This window comes from Falsiroseomonas sp. E2-1-a4, from assembly GCF_051433165.1.
GTDB lineage: Bacteria > Pseudomonadota > Alphaproteobacteria > Acetobacterales > Acetobacteraceae > Falsiroseomonas.
The window spans coordinates 1-22896 of sequence record NZ_JBHMFS010000031.1; the positions used below are offsets into that span (position 1 = coordinate 1).

At 69.3% G+C, this 22896-nt stretch carries 20 protein-coding genes and 1 pseudogene; 15 read left to right on the plus strand and 6 right to left on the minus strand.

The genetic code is table 11. From position 1 onward, the window contains the following. Positions 1-1106, plus strand: a 1106-nt coding sequence (locus ACFHNC_RS22610) for a glycosyltransferase family 4 protein (RefSeq protein WP_437171509.1), incomplete at its 5' end; no start/stop codon positions are given. A gap of 7 nt (positions 1107-1113) precedes the next feature. Here ACFHNC_RS22610 and ACFHNC_RS22615 read toward each other — a convergent pair. After that, the gene (locus tag ACFHNC_RS22615) at positions 1114-3558 is read right to left on the minus strand and encodes an ATP-binding protein (protein WP_437171510.1); all 2445 of its coding nucleotides are present in this window, start codon (positions 3556-3558) and stop codon (positions 1114-1116) included. Between the two features lie 241 nt (positions 3559-3799). On the opposite strand from ACFHNC_RS22615, the gene ACFHNC_RS22620 reads away from it, so the two are divergent. After that, complete coding sequence (locus tag ACFHNC_RS22620; protein WP_437171511.1) at positions 3800-5185, plus strand: amidohydrolase family protein; 1386 nt, start codon at positions 3800-3802, stop codon at positions 5183-5185. A gap of 45 nt (positions 5186-5230) precedes the next feature. Here the strand turns inward: ACFHNC_RS22620 and ACFHNC_RS22625 are convergent, their stop codons facing one another. The 4 genes from ACFHNC_RS22625 to metX form a co-directional block, all read right to left on the minus strand. Continuing rightward, on the minus strand, positions 5231-6268 hold the full coding sequence (locus tag ACFHNC_RS22625) for an ABC transporter substrate-binding protein (protein ID WP_437171512.1): 1038 nt from the start codon (positions 6266-6268) through the stop codon (positions 5231-5233). 77 nt (positions 6269-6345) lie between these two features. Next, positions 6346-6504 (minus strand): hypothetical protein, encoded by a 159-nt coding sequence (locus ACFHNC_RS22630; protein ID WP_437171513.1) that lies wholly within the window; start codon positions 6502-6504, stop codon positions 6346-6348. Positions 6505-6640: 136 nt separating this feature from the next. After that, the gene (locus ACFHNC_RS22635) at positions 6641-7051 is read right to left on the minus strand and encodes a metallophosphoesterase family protein (protein WP_437171514.1); all 411 of its coding nucleotides are present in this window, start codon (positions 7049-7051) and stop codon (positions 6641-6643) included. 352 nt (positions 7052-7403) lie between these two features. Next, the gene (metX, locus tag ACFHNC_RS22640) at positions 7404-8594 is read right to left on the minus strand and encodes a homoserine O-acetyltransferase MetX (protein WP_437171515.1); all 1191 of its coding nucleotides are present in this window, start codon (positions 8592-8594) and stop codon (positions 7404-7406) included. Positions 8595-8741: 147 nt separating this feature from the next. On the opposite strand from metX, the gene hisC reads away from it, so the two are divergent. From hisC to ACFHNC_RS22705, 13 genes and pseudogenes are all read left to right on the plus strand, one after another. Continuing rightward, positions 8742-9827, plus strand: a complete 1086-nt coding sequence (gene hisC, locus ACFHNC_RS22645) for a histidinol-phosphate transaminase (protein WP_437171516.1) — start codon at positions 8742-8744, stop codon at positions 9825-9827. Further along, positions 9820-10707, plus strand: coding sequence for a prephenate/arogenate dehydrogenase family protein (locus ACFHNC_RS22650; protein WP_437171517.1), 888 nt, complete (start codon positions 9820-9822; stop codon positions 10705-10707). Before hisC ends, ACFHNC_RS22650 begins: the two co-directional genes overlap by 8 nt. A 10-nt stretch (positions 10708-10717) precedes the next feature. Next, entirely contained in the window at positions 10718-11575 is an 858-nt protein-coding gene (locus ACFHNC_RS22655; RefSeq protein ID WP_437171518.1) for an LOG family protein, read from the plus strand. A 38-nt stretch (positions 11576-11613) separates the two neighbouring features. Further along, positions 11614-11840, plus strand: a pseudogene (locus ACFHNC_RS22660) (prephenate dehydrogenase dimerization domain-containing protein); the annotation flags it as partial. A 487-nt stretch (positions 11841-12327) separates the two neighbouring features. Continuing rightward, the gene (locus ACFHNC_RS22665; RefSeq protein WP_437171519.1) at positions 12328-13425 is read left to right on the plus strand and encodes a PEP-CTERM sorting domain-containing protein; all 1098 of its coding nucleotides are present in this window, start codon (positions 12328-12330) and stop codon (positions 13423-13425) included. Positions 13426-13518: 93 nt separating this feature from the next. After that, positions 13519-15120: a tetratricopeptide repeat protein gene (locus ACFHNC_RS22670; protein WP_437171520.1), complete on the plus strand. Its 1602-nt coding sequence runs from the start codon at positions 13519-13521 to the stop codon at positions 15118-15120. A 186-nt stretch (positions 15121-15306) separates the two neighbouring features. Then, positions 15307-15912 (plus strand): ATP synthase F1 subunit delta, encoded by a 606-nt coding sequence (atpH, locus tag ACFHNC_RS22675; protein ID WP_437171521.1) that lies wholly within the window; start codon positions 15307-15309, stop codon positions 15910-15912. Then, positions 15912-17450 carry a F0F1 ATP synthase subunit alpha gene (gene atpA, locus ACFHNC_RS22680; protein ID WP_437171522.1) on the plus strand — a complete coding sequence of 513 codons (1539 nt, stop codon included), beginning with the start codon at positions 15912-15914 and terminating at the stop codon, positions 17448-17450. Before atpH ends, atpA begins: the two co-directional genes overlap by 1 nt. Before the next feature lie 11 nt (positions 17451-17461). Further along, a complete protein-coding gene (locus ACFHNC_RS22685; protein ID WP_437171523.1) occupies positions 17462-18352 on the plus strand; it encodes a F0F1 ATP synthase subunit gamma in 891 nt (296 codons plus the stop codon). A 15-nt stretch (positions 18353-18367) separates the two neighbouring features. Continuing rightward, on the plus strand, positions 18368-19795 hold the full coding sequence (atpD, locus tag ACFHNC_RS22690) for a F0F1 ATP synthase subunit beta (RefSeq protein ID WP_437171524.1): 1428 nt from the start codon (positions 18368-18370) through the stop codon (positions 19793-19795). Between the two features lie 105 nt (positions 19796-19900). After that, on the plus strand, positions 19901-20311 hold the full coding sequence (atpC, locus tag ACFHNC_RS22695; protein WP_437171525.1) for an ATP synthase F1 subunit epsilon: 411 nt from the start codon (positions 19901-19903) through the stop codon (positions 20309-20311). A 99-nt stretch (positions 20312-20410) separates the two neighbouring features. Then, complete coding sequence (locus tag ACFHNC_RS22700; RefSeq protein WP_437171526.1) at positions 20411-21271, plus strand: ferritin-like domain-containing protein; 861 nt, start codon at positions 20411-20413, stop codon at positions 21269-21271. Positions 21272-21273: 2 nt separating this feature from the next. Continuing rightward, positions 21274-22404 carry an endo-1,4-beta-xylanase gene (locus ACFHNC_RS22705; protein ID WP_437171527.1) on the plus strand — a complete coding sequence of 377 codons (1131 nt, stop codon included), beginning with the start codon at positions 21274-21276 and terminating at the stop codon, positions 22402-22404. Positions 22405-22407: 3 nt separating this feature from the next. Here the strand turns inward: ACFHNC_RS22705 and ACFHNC_RS22710 are convergent, their stop codons facing one another. Further along, positions 22408-22890 (minus strand): RNA pyrophosphohydrolase, encoded by a 483-nt coding sequence (locus ACFHNC_RS22710; RefSeq protein WP_437171528.1) that lies wholly within the window; start codon positions 22888-22890, stop codon positions 22408-22410. Positions 22891-22896 lie beyond the last annotated feature (6 nt).

A 22896-nucleotide genomic window follows, 5' to 3' on the forward strand; every position in this document is an offset into this window, starting at 1 on the left:
CCGAACCCATGCGGATCCTGCTGTGGTACTGGGGGCGTCGCGGCGGCGGCGCACAATATACGCTTGGCCTGGCCGAGGCGCTGGCGGGACGGCCGGGCGTAGAGCTCAGCCTGTCGATCTCGGCACAGGGCGAATTTCGGGACCGGTTTCGTAATTTGAACGTACCGACAGACATTGTGGACACCTACCGCGATCTTTCCGGCTTCGCCACCGGCCTGCTGCGCCTGCCAGCCCTGACGCGGCAGATTGTCGCACGGGCACGGCAGGCGGATGTCGTGGTTTCCGGCATGACCCATGTCTGGACGCCGCTGGTGGCGCCCGCTCTGGCCCGGGCCGGGGTCGCCTTCGTGCCGGTGGTGCATGACGCCACGCCCCATCCGGGTGATTTTAGCTGGGCCTGGAATTGGCGCCTGGGGCGGGAACTGGGCGCGGCGCGCGCGGCGGTGGCGCTGTCCGACCAGGTGGCGGCGGCGCTGGCGGCTCGCGCCCCGGCGCTGCCGCTGATCCGCGCGCCCCTGCCCGCCCTGTTCACCGTGCCGCCCGCGGCGCTTCCGCAGCGGGTGGCCGAGCAAGGCGCGCTGCGGCTGCTGTTTTTCGGCCGCCTCCGCGCTTACAAGGGCCTCGACCTGCTGCGCGATGCCTTCCGCCTGCTGCACCAGTCCCATCCCGGCGCCAGCCTGCGCGTGGTCGGTGAGGGTGATCCGGAAGCCTGCGCCCCGGGGCTTGCCGCGCTGCCCGGCGTGCGGCTGGAACGCCGCTGGGTGGCGGAGGCGGACATCCCCGCCCTGCTGGCGGAGGCGGATGCCGTGGTGCTGCCGTATCGGGAGGCCAGCCAATCCGGCGTGGCGCCCCAGGCGCTGGCCATGGGCGTGCCGGTGGTCGCTACCCCCGTGGGTGGCCTGACCGAGCAGGTGCGCCCCGGCGCGGGCGGAATCCTGGCGTCCGCCGTCACCGCCCCGGCGCTGGCCGAGGCCCTGGCCGTCCTGATGGACCCCGCGCGGCTTTCCGCGCTGCGGCAGGAAGCGGCGCGCGCCGGCGCCGCGGCCGCGGATTGGGATGGCGCCGCGACCGCGCTGCTGGCCGGGCTTTCGCGCGTGCTGCGCTGAAGGCTCGCTATTCCAGCAGGCGGCCGATCCGTTCCAGCAGCGCCGCCGCGGTGTAGGGCTTGCCGAGGAAGTTCACCCCCTCATCCAGCCTTCCATGGTGGATGATGGCGTTGCGGGTGTACCCGGTGGTGAACAGCACGCGCAGCCGCGGTCGCCTGGCCAGCGCCGCGGCGGCCAGTTCGCGGCCATTCATCGGTCCGGCCAGCACCACATCGGTGAACAGCAGCGCTACCTCCGGATGCGCGTCCAGCAAGGCCAGCGCGGCGGGGCCATCGCCGGCCGCGATCGTGCGGCAGCCGGCTTCCTCCAGCGCCGTCACCGCAAATTCCCGCACCATCTCCTCATCCTCCACCACCAGCACCAGCGCGCCGGGGGCGCTTTCCGGCAGGGTGCCGGGCGAGGCGGGCTGGGTCGGGGGGGCGATGGGGGCGATGGGGGCGGGCGGCAGATCCTGGTCGCGCAGCCGCGGCAGGTACAGCTTCACCGTGCTGCCCTGGCCGGCCTCGCTGTAGATCGCCGCGTGGCCGCCGGACTGCCGGGCGAAGCCATAGACCTGGCTGAGCCCGAGGCCCGTGCCCTTGCCGGTGGGCTTGGTGGTGAAGAAGGGCTCGAAGGCGCGGGCCACCACCTCGGCGGACATGCCGGCGCCGGTGTCGGAGACGCAGATCAGCACATACTGCCCGGCCTCCACATCCTCCCGCCCCACCGCATAGCCCTCATCCAGATGGGCGTTGGCGGTCTCGATGGTCAGCTTGCCGCCATTCGGCATGGCGTCGCGCGCATTCACCGCCAGGTTCAGCAGCGAGGATTCAAGCTGGTTCGGGTCCACATGCGCCCGCCACAGCCCGCCCGAAAGCACCGTCTCGATCTCCACATCCTCGCCCAGCGTCCGCCGCAGCAGGTCGGACATGCCGGCCACCAGCTTGTTGGCGTCCACCGCCTCCGGCGCCAAAGGCTGCTGGCGGGAGAAGGCGAGCAGCCGCTGGGTCAGGATGGCGGCGCGGTTGGCGCCTTCGGTGGCGTTGTCGATGCCGCGGCCGATCCGCGCCGTTGTCGGGGACTGCTCCTCCAGCTCCGCCAGCCGGCGCCGGGCGAGCGCCAGATTGCCGAGCACCACGGTCAGCAGATTGTTGAAATCATGCGCGACGCCGCCGGTCAGCCGGCCCACCGCCTCCATCTTCTGCGATTGCCGCAGCTGCGCTTCCGCCCGTTCCCGGCCATTGGCGGCGGCGATCAGCCGGGCGTTGGTCTCGGCCAGGTCTCGGGTGCGTTCCCCCACCCGTGTCTCCAGGGCCTCGTTCATGCGGCGCAGATCCTCCTCCCGCCCCAGCAGGGTGCGGGAGGCTTCGGCCAGGGCCGCGGCGGTTTCCGAGACTTCCCGGATGCCGCTCGGCACCGCCTCCACCGCCTGGCCCCGGCCCAGCGCCGCGGCCTGGGCGGCCAGGCGGCGCAGCGGTTCGGCGATGCGGTTGCCGAGGATCAGCGCCAGCACCAGCGACAGCGCCGCCAGCGCCACGCCGACGGCGCCGAGCAGCAGCAGGGTTCGGTGCAGCGGCGCGTTCAGCGTGGCCTCGGGCACGCCCACCGCGATGCGCCAATCGGCCATCGCGGTCTTGGCGTAGCTGCCAAGCACCGGCGTGCCATCCGCCGTGAAGCCGCGCCAGGTGCCTTCCCAGCCGGTGGCGTTCCGGCGCAGATCCTCGGTGGCCGTCGTGCCGACGAATTCGTCGTGCCGTCGGTTGCGCGCCAGGATCCGGCCCTGGCCATCCACCACGGCAAGCGTCCAGCCTTCCGGTGCCTGGCGATCCTCCAGCACCTGGCGGATGCGCTGCGCCGGCGTGTTCAGGCTCAGGAAGCCGCCGCCGGGCTGGCCAGGGAACGATACGGCGACCGGTACCTCGACCGCGAACATCGGCACCTGGTAGGCGGCGCCCTGGAACAGGTCGCTTACCGTCAGCCGGCCGCCCGGCCTCGGCGGCGGCAGCGGGGAGGATTCGGGCAGGGGGGCGCCGGGCGGCAGCCAGGCGTTCAACCGCTGCCGGCCGGTGACATCGCGCAGCACCGTGGCCATGCCGAGGCGCAAGCGCACTTCCACCGCCTGCTGGTGGAAGCCCTCCAGTTCCCCCGTGCGAAGCTGCGGCGACAGCGCCAGCAGGTTCAGGGTGGCGGCCAGGCCGGTCAGTTCCCGGTCCACCGCCAGGGCCACGGCGCGGGCCGTGTTCAGCGCCTCATCCTCCAGCCGGCTGCGCTGGGCTTCCGCGAAACGATGCGATAGCGTGGCGACAAAGACCACGATGGGCAGCGCCAGCGCGGCCGCGAACAGCGCGAGATGCCGCCGGACCGGGCGGCCGACCGGTTGCCCAGCCGGGTGTCCAGCCGGGTGTCCCGCCGGGCGGCGAGCTTCACGGGTCTGGTCCGGCCTGGGGGGCTGCGGCGCGGCTGTATCCAACAAGCGGTCTCCGGCGTGGAACGGGCGCGGCGGCAGGGGCGAGCCGGCGAGACTGGCGCCTCTGCTCGCAGGAAACCTTCCCATGCCTTCTCGCTCGCCGCGCCGCAAGGCCGCTGCGCCGAGGAAGCCCGCGAGGGTGGGGCAGGGAGATTTTGTTGTGACATCGTGCCGGGGCATGTTCCATGCGCCGGGTCCGGACTGCGCCGGCCATGCCATGATGGGACGGGACAGGATGGAGGCTGGGTTGGACACGCTGATCCTCGAGGCCGGCTGGATCTGGGATGCCGCCGGCGGCCTGCGGCGCGACGCCTGCGTGGTGGTGCAGGACGGGCGCATTGCCGATGTCGTGATGCAGCGCCCGACGCTGGATGCACCGCGCATCGCCCTGCCAGAAGGGCTGCTGCTGCCCGGCTTCGTGAACCTGCACAACCACGCCTTCAGCGCGCCGCTGTTCCGCGGCCTGGCCGATGACATCGGCGAGGGCGAGCTGCCCGGCGACATCGTCTATTCCCTGCTGATGCCGCTCGGCGACATCGCGGCGGAGGTGCTTGACGAGGACGCCATCGGCGACGTGGCGGAAATGGCGCTGCTGGAGACGATGAAGGGCGGCTCCACCACCATCATGGATGTGTGGCGGTTGCAGCAGGCGCCGTTCATCGGGCGCGGCCGGCGGCTCGGCCTGCGGACCTATTCCTGCCCTTACCTGTTCTCCACCCCGAAAATGGATATGGGGCCGGATGGCAAGCCCGTGACGGCGCCGGAGGCCGCGGATACCGGCTTCGACCGGGTGATGGCGCTGTTCGCCGAACATGATGAAGGCCCGCGCGGCCGCACCCGCATCGGCTTCGGCCCGCATGGGCTGGATACCTGCACGCCGGAACTGCTGACGCGCATCCGCGACACGGTGGACGAGATCGGCTGCCCGCTGACCATCCATGCAGCGCAGAGCCAGGTGGAGCTCGAGATCGTGCGTGCCCGCTACGGCAAATCCCCCATCGAGCATATCCGCGACCTCGGCCTGCTGCGGCCCGGCACGGTGCTGGCGCATTGCGTACTGGCGGCGGATGCGGAGCTGGCGATGATCCGCGACCATGGCGCGGCGGTGGCCTCCTGCCCCTACGCCTTCGCCCGCTTCGGCGTCGCGGTGCCCTTCGCGCGGTTCCTCGATGCGGGTATCAGGCTCGGCGTCGGCACGGATGGCGTCGGCCTCGACATGGTGGCGGAACTGCGCGCGGCGGCGCTGCTGGCCAAGGTGCAGGCCGGGCGCGGCGGTATCGCGAGCGGGGAGGCGATGCTGCGCGCCGCCACCACCGGAGGCGCGGCGGCGATCGGGCGGGACGACCTCGGTACGCTGGCGGTGGGGGCGACGGCGGACCTGCTGCTGTTCGACCTGTCTGGTGCCCGCTACCAGCCGGTGTGGAACCCGTTGCAGGCGCTGCTGACCAATGGCGTGGCGGCGGATTTGCACACGATGCTGGTGGATGGCGTGCCGTTGATCCGCGACCGCGCGGTGCAGGGGGTGGATGAGGCGGCGGTGGTGCGCCGCGGCGCCGCCGCGATCCGCCGCGTCTGGGACGAGGCGCGGCGGCTGGGGCGCGTGCCGGCGGGAATCGCGGCACGTTTGGCATAGCGCAGCGGCCTGCGGGCCGAGCGGCCGAATGGCCTGAGATCGAACTCAAACGATCTTGCGATCTTCCGGCAGGAAGCGGTCGGTGTAGGTGAAATCCATGCTCGGCTGCACCGGAATGCCGAAGGCCTCGGCCACCTGGCGGGCGGAGGTTTCGAAACGCTCCTTCACCACCGAGGACACGCCATGGGCGCGCACATGTGGCGTCAGCAGCGCCACCTCGTTCAGCAACTCGTTGCGCGCGATCTCCACCGCCGTGTCGATCAGCGGCTCCCGCCGCTTCAGCGATTCCATGGCGGCGGCGGGTTCCGCCAGCATGGTCCGCAAGCCGCGTATGGTGGCCTGGATGAAGCCGCGCACCACAGCCGGATTCTGCTCGGCGAAAGCCTTCCGCACCACCAGGCCGGAGGAATAAAGTTGCACGCCCCACTGGTTGTATTGCAGCCAGCCGATGTCGCGCAGGGGAATGCCGGTGCCCACCATGTTCAGCGCCGTCGTGGTCAGGAAGCCCAGCGTCGCATCGGCGCGGCGCTGGATCACCATGGTATCGCGCAACTGCGCCGTGACCGACATCAAGTTGATCTTCGAGATATCGAGCTGGTTCGCGCGCGCGAAAATCGGGAACAGCAGGTGCGTTCCCTCACCCGGGGAGACGGAAACGCTGCGCCCCTCCAGGTCCTTCGGCTTGGTGATGCCGGAGGATTTCAGAAAGATCGCCGCATTGGGCGAGGCATCATACAGCACGAAGACGGAGGTGACCTGGCTGCCCGGATTCTCGTGGTTGAACTTCAGCGCCAGGTTGGTGTCGGCGAAGCCGATATCATAGGTGCCGGCGGCCACCTTGGTCAGCGTGTCGCCGGAGCCGAAGCCGCGGTCGATCTGCACATCCAGCCCGGCTTCGGCGAAGAAGCCGCGATCCGCCGCCAGGGTCCAGGCGGAATGGGCGGACTGCCAGGCCCAGTCGAGGCAGAACTTCACGGGCCGGCGCGCGCCCTGCGCCAGGGCCGGCGCCGCCAGCATGGCCGGGGCCAGCATGGGCAGGGAGAGGGCAGTTGTCAGGACATTCCGGCGAGTGACTGCGTGCATCTTGGGCAACCTCCGGTCGGGTGCCGCGGGCCGCGCGGCGCGCGGGAACGTCCAGCAAGCGCCGTGCCGCAGCCAGTTCAGCCCTCGGGCGGCGGCGCACCATCCGTGCCAGTCGGCGGCAAGCCGGTCGTCGTGCCGCCATTCACGCTGGTCCAGCCCGATAAATCCAGCACGAACATGCGCGGCGGCTCCACCAGCCGATGCGTCGCGCGCTGTCCCTCCAGCACCCATTCCACATAGCCCGGCCGCGGAAACGCCGCCGCGCCAGCTGCCGGCGCACATCCACCATGGCCGTCGGCGGCGCCCAGACAATCTCCATGCCGCGATGCCGCAAGCGCCGATACACATGCAGATGCCCGCAGGCGATCACCTTCACCCCGCCCCCTCCGCCAGGCCGCTGCCCATCAGCGCGGTATCCAGGCCAACCAGCCGCCACTCGCCCAGATCCTGCATCCACCAGCTCGGCCCCACATGCCGGTGCCAAGCCGCCAGCCGAACCGCATTCACCGGCTGGTCCAGCCGCGAAAAGGGCGGCGCCTCCCCCACATCATGGTTGCCGGCAATGGCCCGCCACGGCACGCCCAACCGCGCCAGCTCCGCCGCGCCGAAAGCGATGTCCCCCTCCGCCACCGGGCCGTTGAAGGTCAGGTCACCACCATGCACCAGAAAATCCGGCCGCGCCGCCGCCATCGCGGCCCGGAAAGCCACCCAGTTCTCGGCGAAATAGCCGTGGGTGGCAGACAAATGCGTATCCGCCACATGCACCAGCCGAATCGGCGCCATGCGTCACAATCCTCATCCCATTCGCCGCGCACCCTGCGGCAAACCGACTGCACCCCGATGACGATCGCGCGTTAGTCCGGCGACGCGGGGCCTGACGGGGGTGGGTGGCGCGGGTTGTCCGCGGGGAGGACGCTGTCCTCCCCGCACCCCACCTGCAAAGGGCTTTGGCCCTTTGAACCCATGACTCATAAGCGGAGAAGCGGAGGGGGCTTGAGCATCTGCCGGACAAACGGCCGCGTCGGCCCCCTCCGCTTCTCCGCTTAAAGTTCCCGCGGTCCAGGGGCCGGGCCCCTGGCAGGGGGTGCAGGGGGACAGCGTCCCCCTGCAAGCAACCAGCGTAATCAGCCTCCCGTCAGACCCCCACCCGTTCCGCCGCGCCGCGCAGGAAGCCGCCGAGGGCGCGGTGGAAGACGGGTTCGTCGAGCAGGAAGGCGTCGTGGCCTTTGTCGGTCGAGATTTCGATGAAGGAGGTGTTGGCCGCGGCCGCGTTCAGGGCGCGGACCAGGGCGCGGGATTCCTCGGTGGGGAACAGCCAGTCGCTGCTGAAGGAGGCGACGAGGAATCGGGTGGTGGTGTTGCGGAAGGCTGCCGGCAGGTCGCCGCCATGTTCCAGGGCCATGTCGAAATAATCCATGGCGCGGGTGATGGTCAGGTAGCTGTTGGCGTCGAAGCGGGTGACGAAGGTGCTGCCCTGGTGGCGCAGGTAGCTTTCCACCTCGAACACGTCTTCCAGGAAGGTGAGTGCGGAGGCGCCGCGCAGACGGCGGCCGAATTTCCGGCCGAGCGCTGCTTCGGAAAGATAGGTGATGTGCGCCACCATGCGGGCGACGGACAGGCCCTTGGCGGGGATGCGCCCGTCTTCCCAGTAGCGGCCGCCGACCCAATCCGGGTCGCCATGGATGGCGGCGCGGCCGACCTCGTGGAAGGCGATGTTCTGGGCGGAGTGGTAGGCGGCGCAGGCGATGGGCGCGGCGGCGATGACCATCTCGGGGTAGGTCGCGGCCCATTCCAGCACCTGCATCCCGCCCATGGACCCGCCGACCACGGCCAGCAGCCGGGCGATGCCGAAATGGTCCACCAGCAGTTTCTGGGCGCGGACCATGTCCCGGATGGTGATGGAGGGGAAATCCGTGCCGTAGGGCCGGCTGGCGCCAAGCGTCGGCTCCGCCTGGGGTGGCATCAGCTCGGCGGGGCCGGAGGACCCCATGCAGCCGCCGAGCACATTGGCGCAGATGACGAAGTAGCGGTCCGTATCCACGGCCTTGCCCGGCCCGACCACGGCTTCCCACCAGCCGGGCTTGCCGGTGATGGGGTGGCGTTCGGCGACATATTGGTCCCCGGTCAGCGCATGGCAGACCAGCACGGCGTTGCTGCGCTGGGCGTTCAGCGTGCCGTAGGTGCGATAGGCGACGGTGACCGGCGCGATGACCGCGCCCGAATCCAGCGCAAGCCCGGCCGGGAAGACGGCCCGCTGGTGGTCGACCAGCGGCGTCTGGCTTGGTGGCGTCTGGTTTTGCGGGGTCTGGGCGAGGGCCTCGGTCATGGGTCCCGGGGGTGGTTTCGGCGCCGGCCAGAAATAGGGCCGCGGACCCCCGGCGGCAACCACGGCGTGTGGCGGGGCTGGGGGCCGCTTGGCGCCGGCACGCACGGCGTCTATGCAGGGCGCCCCTCTTCCAGCCGGATCAGCCCCATGACCGTCATGCCGCGCCCGTCCATCCTCTCGGTCGAGCCTTATGTCGGCGGCGAATCGAAAGTGCCGGGGGTCAACCGCATCATCAAGCTGTCCTCCAACGAGGGCGCCTTCGGCCCTCCGCCCGGCGCGATCGCTGCCATCACCCATGCGGCGAAGGAGGCGCATCGCTACCCGGATGGTGGCGCCAAGGCGCTGCGGGAGGCGATTGGCGCGCGCTTCGGGCTAGACCCGGCCCGCATCGTCTGCGGCAACGGCTCGGACGAGATCCTGACCCTGCTGATCCTGGCCTATGGCGGGGAAGGGACGGAGATCGTCATGTCCGCCCATGGCTTCCTGATGTACGACCTGGCCGGCCGCTGGGCCGGCTGCCGCGTCATCAAGGTGCCGGAGAAGGATCTGCGGGCCGATGTGGATGGCCTGCTGGCCGCGGTGGGGCCGCGCACGAAGCTGCTGTTCCTGGCCAATCCGAACAACCCCACCGGCAGCATCCTGCCGCAATCCGAACTGGTGCGGCTGCGCCGGGGGCTGCCGGGGGATGTGCTGCTGGTCCTGGATTCGGCGTACGCGGAATATGTGACGACGCCGGATTACGACCCGGGCCAGGCGCTGGTCGATGCCGGCGACAACACGGTGATGACGCGCACCTTCTCCAAGATTTTTGGGCTCGGCGGCATGCGGCTGGGCTGGTGCTATGCGCCGGCCAATGTGGTGGATGTGCTTGGGCGGGTGCGCGGGCCGTTCAACGTCTCGGGCGCCGCCATGGTCGCCGGCATCGCGGCGCTGGCGGAGCCGGGCTGGATCGAGGCCTCGGTCGCGCACAACACGGAATGGCGCGGCAAGGTGGCGGCGGCGCTGGAAGTCGCCGGCCTCAAGGTCTGGCCGAGTGAAGGCAACTTCATCCTCGCCGATTTCGGCGCGGCGGAACGCGCGAAGGCGGCGGATGCGCATCTGCGCGGGCGCGGGCTGATCGTGCGGGCGATGGGCTCCTACGGCCTGGCGCCCTGCCTGCGCATCACCATCGGTACAGCCGAGGAATGCCAGATGGTGATCGAGGCGCTGACCGAATTTACCCGGAATGGCTGAACCCCTGTTCGAAAGGCTGTGCCTGCTCGGCGTCGGCCTGATCGGGTCCTCGATCGCCCGCGTCGCCCGTGAGCGCGGCGACATCGCCCGCACCGTGGTGGCGCATGCCAAGACGCCGGCAACCCTGGACCGGGTGCGGGAATTGGGCATCGCCGATGTGGTGGAACCCGATGCGGCGAAGGCGGTGCAAGGCGCCGATTGCGTGGTGTTCTGCGTGCCGGTCGGCGCCTATGCCGGGGTGATGGCGCAGGTCGCGCCGCATCTGAAGCCCGGCGCCATCGTCACCGATGTCGGCTCCACCAAGATGAGCGTGTACCGGGACTTGGCGCCCCTGACACCGAAGGGCGTGCACTTGGTGCCGGCGCACCCGATGGCGGGCACCGAATTCTCCGGCCCCGATGCCGGCTTCGCCGAGCTGTTCCAGGGCCGCTACGTCATCGTCACCCCGGTAGCGGAAACCGACCCGGCGGCGGTGGAGACGGTGCGGGAGTTCTGGCGCCGCGCCGGCAGCATGATCGAATGCATGGACCCGGCGACGCATGACAAGGTGGTGGCCATCGTCAGCCACCTGCCGCATCTGCTGGCCTTCACCATCTGCTCCACCGCCGACGATCTGGCGGAGGAAACCAAGGAGCAGGTGCTGAAATTCGCCGCCTCCGGCTTCCGCGACTTCACCCGCATCGCGTCCTCCGACCCCACCATGTGGCGCGACGTGTTCCTGAACAACCGGGAGGCGCTGCTGGAAATGTTGGCGCGCTTCACCGAGGATTCGCAGGCGCTGGGCCGCGCCGTGCGTTGGGGGGAGGCGGGCTTCATCGAGGACCGCATCCAGCGCGGCCGCAAGATCCGCAAAGGGTTGATCGACCGCAAGCAAGCCTGAGGACGACAGCATGGCCCAGCCCGCCCCGCCAAAACCCAACCGCAGCACCCTGCTGGCGGTGGAGGATACGGAATTCCTGCTGCGGGACGAGATGCGTGCCTCGCGCTTCGGCATGGAATATCTGAAGGCGGAGCTGGCGCTGCGGGATTGGGGCGTGCGCTCCACGGTCGTCGTTTTCGGCAGTGCCCGGGTGCAAAGCCCGGAGGACGCCCAGCGCACCCTGCGCGCCACCCGCCAGCCGGAGGCACGCCGCCTGGCGCAGGAGCGCCTGGCCTTCGCCGAGCATTACGACAAGGCCCGCGCCTTCGCCCGCATCGTCAGTCTGCGCGGTGGGGCGCTGGCGGAAAGCGGTGCGGCGCGGGACAATGTGATCGCCACCGGCGGCGGCCCGGGGATCATGGAGGCGGCCAATCGCGGCGCGGCGGATGTCGGCGCGCCCTCCATCGGCTTCAACATCACCCTGCCGCATGAACAGGCGCCGAACGACTTCTCCACCCCGGCGCTGACCTTTCGCTTCCATTATTTCGCCATGCGGAAGATGCACCTGGCGATGCGCGCCAATGCGCTGGCGGTGTTCCCCGGCGGTTTCGGCACCTTCGACGAGCTGTTCGAACTGCTGACCCTGGTGCAGTCCCGCAAGGCCAGCCCGCTGCCCATCGTGCTGTTCGGCCGCGCCTATTGGACCGAGGTGGTGAATTTCGAGGCGATGGCCCGGCACGGCATGATCGCCAAGGCGGATCTCGACCTGTTCGAGGTGGTGGATGAGCCGGAGGAGGGCTGGGCTGCCCTGGTGCGCCGGGGCCTGCGCGCCCACACCCCGCCGGCCCAGGCGCCGGAGCCTCCGCCGAAACGCCGGGCGCGCCGCTGAAGGTCTGGCGCGCGCCGGGTCCGGGAAACCGTTCCCACGCCTCCGGCTTCCGCGACTTCACCCGCATCGCGCTCTCCGACCCCACCAGGTGGCGCGACGTGTTCCTGAACAACCGGGAGGCGCTGTTGGAAATGGTGCGCGCTTCACCGAGGATTCGCAGGCGCTGGGCCGCCCCCTGCGTAAGGGGGAGGCGGGCTTCATCGAAAACCGCATCCAGCGCGGCCGCAAGATCCGCAAGGGGTTGATCGACCGCAAGCAGGCATGATCACGGCAGAACGGTCTGCTGACAGATCCAAGGCCGCGCAGGCGCGAAGTCAAAGAAAACCGGAAGTTTGCGCGTCACGCCGCAGACGTGCCTTCGGACGACCGTCTGAGGGAGCCCTTGCGCCGGCGCCTGCGCCTGGCCTGCCCCATGCCGGGAAAGGTGCGCCCGCCAACGGCACCACCCATCCCGTCCCGCCTATCCGGGCACGACGCAGCAGGCCCGTCGCCGGTCTTTACAGCCAGGCAACGTGCTTCCGCACCTTGGCCCACAGGTGTTTGATTTCTATCGGGGAACTTTCTTGGCACGGGCCTTGCCTCCCGAGTGCGCCTGTCAAGCACGCACCCTGGGCGCGGCTTGGCGTGCTGCGATGGAGAATGCCGAAGAAGGCGCCGCATGGCGTGGCGCGAAACCGAATGGAGAACGACCAATGCTAAGGTCCTTAGCACGGCTTGGCGCCGTTGCGATGCTCTGCCTACCCGCCGGCGTCATGGCGAACACGCTGACGCCGGCAACCTTCAGCGCGACGATCGGTGTTGGCGAAACTGTCAGCGTCAACAAGACCGTGACCCTGTCGGAGACGGGGCCCGCCACCAGCCGCGTCGACGTCTTCTTTCTGGCTGACAACACCGGCTCGATGGGCGGCATCCTCAATTCGGTCAAAAGCGGAGCGAACCAGATTCTCACCGCGATCTCCGGTGGCGATTCGCGGTTCGCCGGCATCGATGTCGGCTTCGGCGTCGGTCGCTACCTGGGCGATCCGCGCGAATTCGGGGGAACGCCGGCACAGCGTGCCAACAACGCCTACCAGCTGCAGCGGAGCATCACGACCTCCCAGGCCTCCGCACAGACGGCGATCAATGGCTGGTTTGCCAGTGGCGGCGGCGATGCCCCGGAAGCCAACTTCTTCGGGCTGCACCAGGTGGCAACCTCGGGCGGGCCGACGGATGGCCTCGGCTCCACCGACGTGGCTGGCGGCCTCAGCACCGGTGCGGATACCGGCTGGCGCAGCGGCGCCGGCAAGGTGGTGGTCTGGTTCGGCGACGCCATCTCCCATACCACGACCGTGGATCAGGCTGAGGCAATCGCCGCCCTGCAGGCCAATGGCGTGACCGTGGTCGGCATCAATACGCGGAGTGCCAATACCGGCATCGACGCCTCCGGCCAGGCCAGCGCGATCACCAGCGCCACCGGCGGCTCTCTGACCAACGGCGTGACGGGCGGCAACCTGGACGCGACGATCGAGTCGATCCTCGCCGCGGTGTCCGACGCGATCGCGACCATCGACCTGCAACTCGGGACCTCGGGCGATACGTCGGGGCTCAACATCGCCTTCACCTGCACCGACGCGGCCGGCTGCACCGGCGTCACGCCCGGGTCGAGCCGCACCTTCCGCATGGACATCACCGGCACCAGCCCGGGCGTCTATGAGTTCGACACCTTCGTCGTCGGCCTGGCCGGCGCGGTGGAAAAGGACTTCATCACGGTGACCGGCGACGGCCCGGTGCCGGTGCCGGAGCCCGGCACGCTGGCGCTGCTGATGGTCGGCCTGGCCGGCCTCGCCGGTGCGCGCCGCCTCAGGGCCTGACGCAAAGGGGGCGCGGCCAGCTTTTCGCGCCGGCGGGCCGGGGCCTTCAGACCCGGCCCGCCCCCAAAGCCCCAATCCTGCGGAGACACTCCGATGCACCGTTTCCTTCTGCTCGCGAGCCTTGTCCTCATCCCAACCGCCTCAGGCATGGCCGCCGTGGCGCTGCACCCCGAGTTGGAACGGGCCGAATCCTGGATGCAAAGCCCCATGCCCGGTGCGCGCCCCGACCCGCTGGCACAGGCCCTACGGACGCTGAATGCCGGCCGGCATGAGGAGGCCGTGGCGCAAATCCGCGCCGCCATCGCGAGGCTTGGCGAATCTGCGCCCGCCTTGGAACTGCTCGGCGCCGCCCTCGCCCTGAGTGGTGAGATCCCGGCGGCCGAAGCAGCGCTGCGGCGCGCCATCGCCCTGGATCCGCGCCAGGCCGGCGCCTTCGCCAAACTGGCCGATGTCCAATTGGCGCGCGGCGATGAAACGGCGGCGGTGGAGAATTTGGCACGCGCATTGGCGCTGACGCCAGAGGATCGGCGCATTCACCAGAGACTGGGCCTGATCGCCAAGCGGCGCGGTGACGTGGCGGCCGCGATCGGTCATCTGGAGCGCGGTATCCTTGGCACGCCGCCGGGCTATGTCGGCGTCAAGCTCGATCTCGCCACGCTTTACAATGCGGAGCAGCGCTTCGCCCACAGTATCGCCCTGCTGTCCGACCTGACCGGCCAGGCTGGCTTCGACGTGACAGGCTGGCTGCTGCTGGGCGCCGCCCATCTGGGCGCCGGGGATGCGCCGCGGGCGCAGGCGGCGGCCGAGCAGGCGCTGGCGCTGCAGCCTGCCGAACCTGCCGTGCTGCAGGCATTCGCCAATGCACGCCGCGCCGCGCTCGGCCCCGCCGGTGCAGCGCTCACCTTCGAGGATCTGGTGCTGCCGAGCCCGGCCGCCACCCTCGCCACCTTCGACATCGTCGGCAACAGGCTGCTGATGACCGGGGAGTTGGACCGGGCCGAAGCGGTGTTCCGCCGCATGACCCAGCGCTTCCCCAATGACGCCGGCGCACAATTCCGGCTGGGCACCTTCCTTGCATCCCGCACCAACTACCAGGCGGCGCTGCCGGTGCTGGAGCGCGCCGCGGCACTGGATTCGCGCCGGGCTGACATTGCCCGCGCCCAGGCCCTGGCGGCGTCCCGTGTCGGGCAGCCGCAGCTTGCCGTTCGCCATGCCGTCCGGATGCTGACCCTGTTGCCGTCCCCGGGCCCTGCGGACCACTTCCTGCTCGGCTCACTGCGGCATGAGGCGGGCGACCTGCCTGGCGCGGAAGGTGACTACCGTCGCAGCAGCCGCCCGCGGGCCTTCGCCCCGGCGCTGAACAACCTGGCCAACATCCGGGCCGACCGGGCGGAGCTTCCGGCGGCGCAGCGCCTGGCGGAACAGGCGGTGGCATTGGCACCTGAGGCAGGCTGGGCCAGAAGCACGCTGGGCTGGATCCTGCTGCAGCGCGGCGAGCTGGTGGGCGCCGCGCAGGCGCTGGAGAAGGCGGCGCAGTTGTCACCGGATGACCCGACCACGCTCTACCATATGGCGGCGCTCCGCAGCGCCCAGGGGCAGCCAGAGGAAGCGCGCGTGCTGCTCCATCGCGCCCTGGCACAGGGCAATTTCCCAAAGCGTCACCTCGCCGAGGCGCTGGTGGCCCGGCTCGGCTGAGACAGCGCCGGGGCCTGCGAACGGGCGCAGAAGGCCGTGGAAGCGGGTCGGGGACGCCGGAGATAGGTTGCCGCAACGCAATACGCATGCTAAGGCGCCGCGGCCGCATAAACGGGGTGGTCACACCTGCCCCGGGGCCCGCGTGCCGCATTTCACGCTCCGACCAGAGACAGGACCGGGATCCCCTTGGCCTCCGAAGCGACCACCGTTACCTCGGCCTCCATCCAGGCCCCGAACCCCACCGGGCTGTCCGAGCGCTATGCGCTCGCGCTGCTTGGTATCGTGGACGATCTGCATGCGACGGAGCCCGGCGCTGCCGACCGTATTGCGGCGGATCTCGACCGGCTGTTCCGCCTCTGGCAGGACGATGCCGGCTTCCGGTCCTTCGTGGCGGATCCCCGCTACGACAGCACGGAACAGAAGCGCGCGGTCTTCGCGGTGCTGGAGCGTGTCGGCATCGGCACTGAAATTCGCAACCTGCTGGGCGTGATGATCGTCAACCGGCGCCTCGCGGCGCTGCCGGAGGTTGCCGCCAGCTTCGGCGCGCTGCTCTCGGCCCGGCGTGGCCAGCAGATTGCCGCCGTCTCCACCGCCCATGGCCTGACCGATACGCAGCGCGCGCAGATCGTCGCGCGGCTGACGGAGGCCGGATATTCGGGCGTGCAGCTCAAGGAAAGCGTGGACCCGACCCTGCTGGGTGGTCTCGTCGTCCGCATCGGCTCGCGCCTCTATGACAATTCTCTCAAGTCCAAGCTGCAGCGCCTGCAGTACGCCATGAAGGGGGCCGCCTGATGGATATCCGTCCTGCCGAAATCTCGGAGATCCTGAAGGCTCAGATCTCCGGTTTCGACTCCGAAGCCAATGTTGCCGAGGTCGGCACCGTGCTGACCGTGGGCGACGGCATTGCCCGCGTCTTCGGCCTGCAGAATGTCATGGCCGGTGAGCTGGTGGAATTCCCCGGCGCCGGCATCAAGGGCATGGCGCTGAACCTTGAGACCGACAATGTCGGCGTCGTCCTCTTCGGCGACGACAAGGGCGTGAAGGAAGGCGACACCGTCTCCCGCACCGGTGAGATCGTGGACGTCGGCGTCGGCAAGGGCTTCCTGGGCCGCGTCGTGGACGCGCTGGGCAACCCGATCGACGGCAAGGGCCCGATCGCCATCGAGAAGCGCATGCGCGTCGAGGTGAAGGCCCCGGGCATCATCCCGCGGAAGTCGGTGCATGAGCCGATGCAGACCGGCATCAAGGCGATCGACGCCCTGATCCCGATTGGCCGTGGCCAGCGCGAGCTGATCATCGGTGACCGCCAGACCGGCAAGACCGCCGTCATCCTGGACACCATCATCAACCAGAAGGTGGCCAATGATGCCGCCGGCGATGATGACAGCAAGAAGCTGTTCTGCATCTACGTCGCCATCGGCCAGAAGCGCTCCACCGTCGCCCAGCTGGTGAAGACGCTGGAAGAGAATGGCGCGATGGAATACTCCATCATCGTCGCCGCCACGGCCTCCGACCCGGCGCCGATGCAGTTCCTGGCGCCCTACACCGGCTGCACGCTGGGCGAATATTTCCGCGACAACGCCATGCACGCGGTCATCTTCTACGATGACCTGTCGAAGCAGGCCGTCGCCTATCGCCAGATGTCGCTGCTGCTGCGCCGCCCGCCGGGCCGCGAAGCCTACCCGGGCGACGTGTTCTACCTGCACAGCCGCCTGCTGGAGCGGGCCGCGAAGATGAACGACGATTTCGGCGCCGGTTCGCTGACCGCGCTGCCGGTGATCGAGACGCAGGCCGGCGACGTCTCCGCCTACATCCCGACCAATGTGATTTCGATCACGGACGGGCAGATCTTCCTGGAGACGGAGCTGTTCTTCAAGGGCATCCGCCCCGCCGTGAACGTCGGCCTCAGCGTGTCCCGCGTCGGTTCCGCCGCGCAGATCAAGGCGATGAAGCAGGTGGCCGGCAAGATCAAGCTGGACCTGGCGCAGTACCGCGAAATGGCGGCCTTCGCGCAGTTCGCCTCCGACCTCGATGCCACCACCCAGGCCCTGCTGGCCCGCGGCGCGCGACTGACGGAGCTGCTGAAGCAGCCGCAGTACAAGCCGGTTCCGGTTGAGGAGCAGGTCGTCGCCATCTTCGCCGGCACTCGCGGCTACCTGGACAAGGTGCCGCTGAACAAGGTGGGCGAGTTCGAGCGTCAGCTGCTGTCCGGCCTGAAGGCGCAGTCGCCGGAGGTCCTGGCCTCGATCCGCACCGATCGCGAGATCAAGAAGGACACCGAGGCGAAGCTGGTCGCCTTCCTCGACAGCTTCGCCAAGTCCTTCGGCTGAGATAGAGCGCCATGGCCAGCCTCAAGGCACTTCGCGCGCGCATCACTTCGGTGAAGAGCACGCGCAAGATCACGCAGGCGATGAAGATGGTCGCGGCCGCGAAGCTGCGCCGCGCCCAGACGCAGGCCGAGGCCGCGCGCCCCTATGCGGAACGCATGGAGCGTATGCTGGCCTCGCTCGGCGCCTCCGTCGCCGGCAGCCCGGATGCGCCGAAGCTGCTGGTCGGCAGCGGGGCGGACCAGGTGCATCTGCTGGTGGTGGTCACCGGCGATCGCGGCCTGGCCGGCGCCTTCAACACTAATGTCGGCCGCTTCGCGCGCGCCCGCATCCGGGAGCTGGAGGCGGCGGGCAAGACGGTGAAGGTGCTGGCGGTGGGCCGCAAGGGCGCGGCCTACCTCAAGCGCGAATTCGCCAGCCGCATCACCGGCGAGATTTCGCTGGCCGGCAAGAAGCGCGTGGAATTCGTCGATGCGCAGGATATCGCCACGCGCATCGTCGCCATGCTGGAGGCCGGTGAGTTCGACGTCTGCTCGCTGGTCTACAACCGCTTCCGCAGCGTCATCAGCCAGGTGCCGACCGCACAGCAGATGATCCCGACCCTGCTGCCCGAGGACAAGACGGCGGAAGCGCCGGCCTCCGGCGCGCAGGCGCTGTATGAATATGAGCCGAGCGAGGAGGAAATCCTCGCCGCACTGCTGCCGCAGAACCTGGCGATCCAGGTCTATCGTGCGCTTCTGGAAAACTCCGCCGGTTTCTTCGGCAGCCAGATGACCGCCATGGACAACGCCACGCGCAATGCCGGCGAGATGATCAACAAGCTCACGCTGAACTACAACCGCACGCGACAGGCCAACATCACCCGGGAGCTGATCGAGATCATCTCCGGTGCTGAAGCTGTCTGAGCAGGAATCCGCACGATGAAGAACAATGTCGGCAAGGTCACGCAGGTTCTGGGCGCCGTCGTGGACGTGCAGTTCCCCGCCGAGCTGCCTGCCATCCTGAACGCGCTGACCCTGAAGATCGAGGACCGCACGCTGGTCCTCGAGGTCGCGCAGCATCTGGGTGAGCGCACCGTCCGCACCATCGCCATGGACACCACGGACGGCCTGGTCCGCGGCACCGAGGTGGTGGACACCGGCGCCGGCATTTCCGTGCCCGTGGGCAATGAGACGCTGGGCCGCATCCTGAACGTCATCGGCGAGCCGATCGACGAGCGCGGCCCGGTGAACGCCACCAAGACCTACACCATCCACCGCGCGGCGCCGTCCTTCGAGGACCAGGCGACCTCGGCGGAAATTCTGGTGACGGGCATCAAGGTCATCGACCTGCTCGCCCCCTACATCAAGGGCGGCAAGATCGGCCTGTTCGGCGGCGCCGGCGTCGGCAAGACCGTCACCATCCAGGAACTGATCAACAACATCGCCAAGGGCCATGGCGGCGTGTCCGTCTTCGCTGGCGTGGGTGAGCGCACCCGCGAGGGCAACGACCTGTACCACGAGATGGTCGATGCGGGCGTCATCAAGCTGAACGATGGCAACACCGAAGGCTCCAAGGTGGCGCTGGTGTATGGCCAGATGAACGAGCCGCCGGGCGCGCGTGCGCGCGTGGCGCTGTCCGGCCTGTCCATCGCGGAGTATTTCCGCGACGAGCAGGGCCAGGACGTGCTGTTCTTCATCGACAACATTTTCCGCTTCACCCAGGCGGGCGCGGAAGTCTCCGCGCTGCTCGGGCGCATTCCGTCCGCCGTGGGTTATCAGCCGACGCTGGCGACCGACATGGGCGCGCTGCAGGAACGCATCACCTCCACGAAGAAGGGCTCCATCACCTCGGTGCAGGCCATCTACGTGCCGGCGGACGACCTGACCGACCCGGCGCCGGCCACCTCCTTCGCCCACCTGGACGCCACCACCACGCTGAACCGCTCCATTGCCGAGTTGGGCATCTTCCCGGCGGTCGACCCGCTGGACAGCACCAGCCGCGCCATGGACCCCCGCGTGGTGGGTGAGGAGCATTACCGCGTGGCGCGCGAAGTGCAGCGCATCCTGCAGACCTACAAGTCGCTGCAGGACATCATCGCGATCCTGGGCATGGATGAGCTGTCCGAGGAGGACAAGCTGGTCGTCGCCCGCGCCCGCAAGCTGCAGCGCTTCCTGTCGCAGCCCTTCCACGTCGCGGAAGTCTTCACCGGCACGCCGGGCGTGTTCGTGAAGCTTGAGGACACGGTGCGTTCCTTCGCCGCGATCTGCGCCGGCGAATACGACCACCTGCCGGAAGCCGCCTTCTACATGGTTGGCACGATCGAAGACGCCGTGAAGAAGGGCGAAACGCTCAAGGCCGCCGCATAAGCGGCAGCCTTGATCTGATTTTTCGGCCCTCAGGCGCCGGGCCGCATTCGCGGCCTCGGCCCGCTGACAGCGGGCCGCCTTTGTTGGATTTGATGAGGTAGCGCCATGGCCACCTTCCAGCTCGAACTTGTCTCCCCCGAGAAGCTGCTGCTCAGCCGCGCGGTGGAGATGGCCGTGCTGCCCGCCGCCGAAGGCGAGATGGGCGTGCTGCCCGGCCATGCGCCGATGATCATCACGCTCCGCGGCGGCGTCATCGCCGTGACGGAAGGCGGCCAGGTGACGGAACGCCTGTTCGTCGCGGGCGGCTTCGCCGAGGTCACGCCCGGCCGCTGCACCGTGCTGGCCGATGAAGCCACCCCGGTCGGCCAGCTTTCCAAGGCCGCCGCCGAAACCCGGGTGCGGGAGGCCGAGGCCGCCTATGCCGCTGCGGCGATGGACACGCCCGAGAAGCGCGAGGCGACCATGACCCGTCTGCTGACCGCGCGTGCCATGGTTCTGGCGGCAGAGGCCGCCTGACGGCTTGAATTCGGCACCCCGCCACGAAACATCTGGCCTCAGCCGCCGCCTGGCACATACTCCGCGGTGGCGTGCGCTCAAGGCTAGGCGGGATACAGGATGAAGCACTGGCGTATCGAGCAGGTTAAGTGGGACGCCTTCGACCCAGGCCGGCTCGACCCCGAGATCATACCGCTGGTCAAGGCCGCAGCCATGGTCGAGCGGAACGGCGACGACTATGCGCTGTATCTGCAATCCGTCTTCCATGACGACCCGGATTTCCACCAGGCCGCCAGCCATTGGGCGGAGGAGGAGGTCCAGCACGGCGATGCGCTGGGCAAATGGGCCATGCTGGCCGATCCGGCCTGGGATTTCGAACAGGCCTTCGCCCGCTATCGCGCCGGCTACAAGATCGACATCAAGGCCGACGCCTCCATCCGCGGGTCCCGCACCGGGGAGCTGATCGCCCGTTGCATGGTGGAGACCGGCACCAGCAGCTACTACACCGCGCTGGGCGAGGCGACGGAGGAGCCGGTGCTGAAGGAGGTCTGCCGCCTGATCGCGGCCGATGAATACCGGCACTTCAAGCTGTTCTACGACCACATGAAGCGGTACTTGGCGCGGGAGAAACTGTCCTTCCCGAAGCGCCTGCGTGTCGCCGCCGGCCGCATTGGCGAGAGTGAGGATGACGAGCTCGCCTTCGCCTTCCATTGTGGTAACGAGGACGTCAGCACCCCCTACGACCACGACCGTTGCATCGCCGGCTACATGGGCCGCGCCATGCATTACTATCGCTTCCGGCACATCGAGCGGGGCATGGGCATGGTCTTCAAGTCGGTGGGGCTGGACCCGCGCGGCCGGCTATCCGCCCTTACCGCCCGCGGCGCCTGGCGGCTGCTGACCTGGCGCCGCAATCGCTACGCGGCGCAGCTTGCCCGCAAACCCCTGGCGCCCGCCGCCAGCCGGCCCGTGGCGGCCTGAGCTTGCCTCTGTCCCGCCGGGCGCTCGGCCCGCTGTTGCTGGCGCCGGTCACCGCGCGCGCGCAGAGCTTCACGCCGGCCAGCGCGCCGAACCAGCCGCTGACGCAGATCGCGCAGAGCCGCGGCTTCACCTATGGCTGCGCCGTCACCGCGCGGCTGCTGGCGGATGAGCCGGAATTCGCTGCCCTGGTGGCGCAGGAAGCCGGGCTGGTGGTGCCGGAATACGAGGCGAAGTTCGACACCCTGCAACCCGAGCAGGGCCGCTTCGACACCGCGCCGCTGGACGCCCTGCTCCGCTGGGCGGAGCATTTCCGCAAACCGGTGCGCGGCCACGCACTGGTTTGGCACAACGCCCTGCCGGCTTGGGTGGCGCCCGCCGTGACGGAAAGCCCCGCCCGCGCCCAAGCCGTGATGGAGGCACATTTCGACCATGTGCTGGCCCATACCAGCGCCCGCATCCGTGACTGGGATGTGGTGAATGAACCGATCGCCAACCCCCCTGGCAGCGATGTGCCGGAACCTGCGGGGAACAGCGGCGACCTGCGTGACAGCCCCTGGCTGCGCGGCCTCGGCCCGGATTACGTGGCGACCGCGCTGCGCGCCGCACGCCAGCGGGACCGAACGCTGCGGCTGACCCTGAATGATTACGGCGTGGAGGCGGACAGCCCCTCGGCCGAGGAAAAGCGCCGCCGCCTGCTGCGCCTGCTGCGGTCCCTGCGCGATCGCAACGTGCCGCTCGATGCCGTCGGCATCCAGGGCCATCTGCAGATGCGGGAGGCCTTCAGCCCCGCGATCTTCCGCGCCTTCGTGCAGGATATCCGGGCGCTCGGCCTGCAGGTGCTGATCACGGAGCTGGATGTGCGGGAGGTGCGGCCGCCGGTCGGCGATTTCGTCGCCCGCGATGCGGCCGTGGCGCGGCGCGTGCACGAATTCGCCAGCGCCGCCTTCGAGGGCGGCGCCCGCACCCTGCTGACCTGGGGCATCAGCGATCGCTGGTCCTGGCTGCACCGGGAACAGACGGTGGCGCTGGACCCCGGTGATGTGCATCGCGGCCTGCCCTATGACTGGGAACTGAACCGCAAGCAGATGTGGCGCGCCCTGGCGCGCGCCTTCCTGGGCCAAAGCGCGGGCTGAACGCTACCCGCCGAAACGGGCGAATTCGCGGACCAGATCCTCGTAGATCGCCCGCTTGAAGCTGACCGCGAGGCCCGGCAACTCCACCAGCCTGGCCCAGCGCCAGGCATCGAATTCCGGATGCGGGTCGGCATCCAGGCGGATATCGGCATCCCTGCCGGTGAATCGCAGCGCGAACCATTTCTGGCGCTGGCCGCGGTATTTCCGGGCAATCCGCATGGCCTGCAATTCCGGCGGGAAGTCGTAGCTCAGCCATTCCGGGTGCTCGGCCAGGATCTCGGCGCGGTCGGTGCCGATTTCCTCGGCGAGTTCCCGCAGCACGGCGCGGCGCAGATCCTCGCCATCGTCGATGCCGCCCTGCGGCAATTGCCAGCCACCGGCAGCGCCCTCGGCATTGGGCATATCGGCGCGGCGGGCCACCAGCACCTGGCCGGCGGGGTTGAACAGCAGCGCGCCCACATTGGCGCGGTAAGGGAGCAGGGTCATGGGCGC